The organism is Paraburkholderia sp. BCC1885 (genome assembly GCF_900996235.1).
Lineage (GTDB): Bacteria > Pseudomonadota > Gammaproteobacteria > Burkholderiales > Burkholderiaceae > Paraburkholderia.
The window spans coordinates 1-522 of sequence record NZ_CAAJGM010000091.1 but is presented as its reverse complement, the minus strand read 5'-3'; the positions used below and the strand labels follow the sequence as shown (position 1 = coordinate 522).

General features: G+C 65.5%; 1 protein-coding gene. It reads right to left on the bottom strand.

What is annotated here, in order from left to right; all coding sequences use genetic code 11:
- Nucleotides 1-522: S49 family peptidase (locus FQ755_RS07610; RefSeq protein ID WP_260858397.1), on the bottom strand; the 522-nt coding region annotated here is incomplete at both ends.

Below are 522 nucleotides of genomic sequence, written 5' to 3'. Positions count from 1 at the left end.
CATGGGCGTCCATCTTCGGCGTCTCGGGCGAGAACGGATCGTAGAAGCCCTTGTTTTCGCCCGACGTGTGCAGACGACGATCGACGCCGAGCTTGCCCATCAGGCCCGTGAAGCCGAACCCGTCCATCAGCACGCCGATCGAGCCGACGATGCTCGCCTTGTCGACGAAGATCTTGTCGGCGGCGGACGCAATGTAATAACCGCCCGATGCGCACATGTCGGTCACGACGACGTACAGCGGCTTGTTGGGATATTTCGTGCGCAGCCGGCGGATCTCGTCGTAGACCATCCCGGCCTGCACCGGGCTGCCGCCCGGGCTGTTGATCCGCAGCACGACGCCGGCCGCGCCGTCGTCGTCGAACGCGGCGTCGAGCGCCGTATTGATGTCTTCGCCGTTCGCGTTGGTGCCTGCCGCGATCTCGCCGTCGATCGTCACGAGCGCCGTGTGGCGCCCGGTCGACGCGAACTTCGCGTCGTTCGAGAAAACGATCAGCGCGAAGGCGAGCAGCCGGAACACGCCGA